Annotated in this window: 2 tRNA genes; both read right to left on the minus strand. The window is 51.8% G+C overall.

Going from position 1 to position 255, the window contains the following annotated elements:
- Positions 1-40: 40 nt before the first annotated feature.
- A tRNA-Ala gene (locus GTP55_RS29435) sits at positions 41-116 on the minus strand.
- A 24-nt stretch (positions 117-140) separates the two neighbouring features.
- Positions 141-217: transfer RNA gene (locus GTP55_RS29440), tRNA-Ile, on the minus strand.
- Between the last annotated feature and the right edge of the window lie 38 nt (positions 218-255).

Raw genomic sequence — 255 nt, forward strand, 5'->3', positions numbered from 1 at the left:
CTGCTTTTACCTAAGCATCTCTTGCTTACGTAAAAACAGGTGGTGGAGGATGACGGGATCGAACCGACGACCCCCTGCTTGCAAAGCAGGTGCTCTCCCAGCTGAGCTAATCCCCCATGGGTACCACGAATACAGGCAACTGGTAGGGCTGGTTGGACTCGAACCAACGACCCCCGCGTTATCAACACGGTGCTCTAACCAGCTGAGCTACAGCCCCAATATTTGCTGTTCTCTAATTCATTACAGTCGATAAGT

The sequence above is a fragment of the Duganella margarita genome, assembly GCF_009857535.1.
Lineage (GTDB): Bacteria > Pseudomonadota > Gammaproteobacteria > Burkholderiales > Burkholderiaceae_D > Rugamonas > Rugamonas margarita.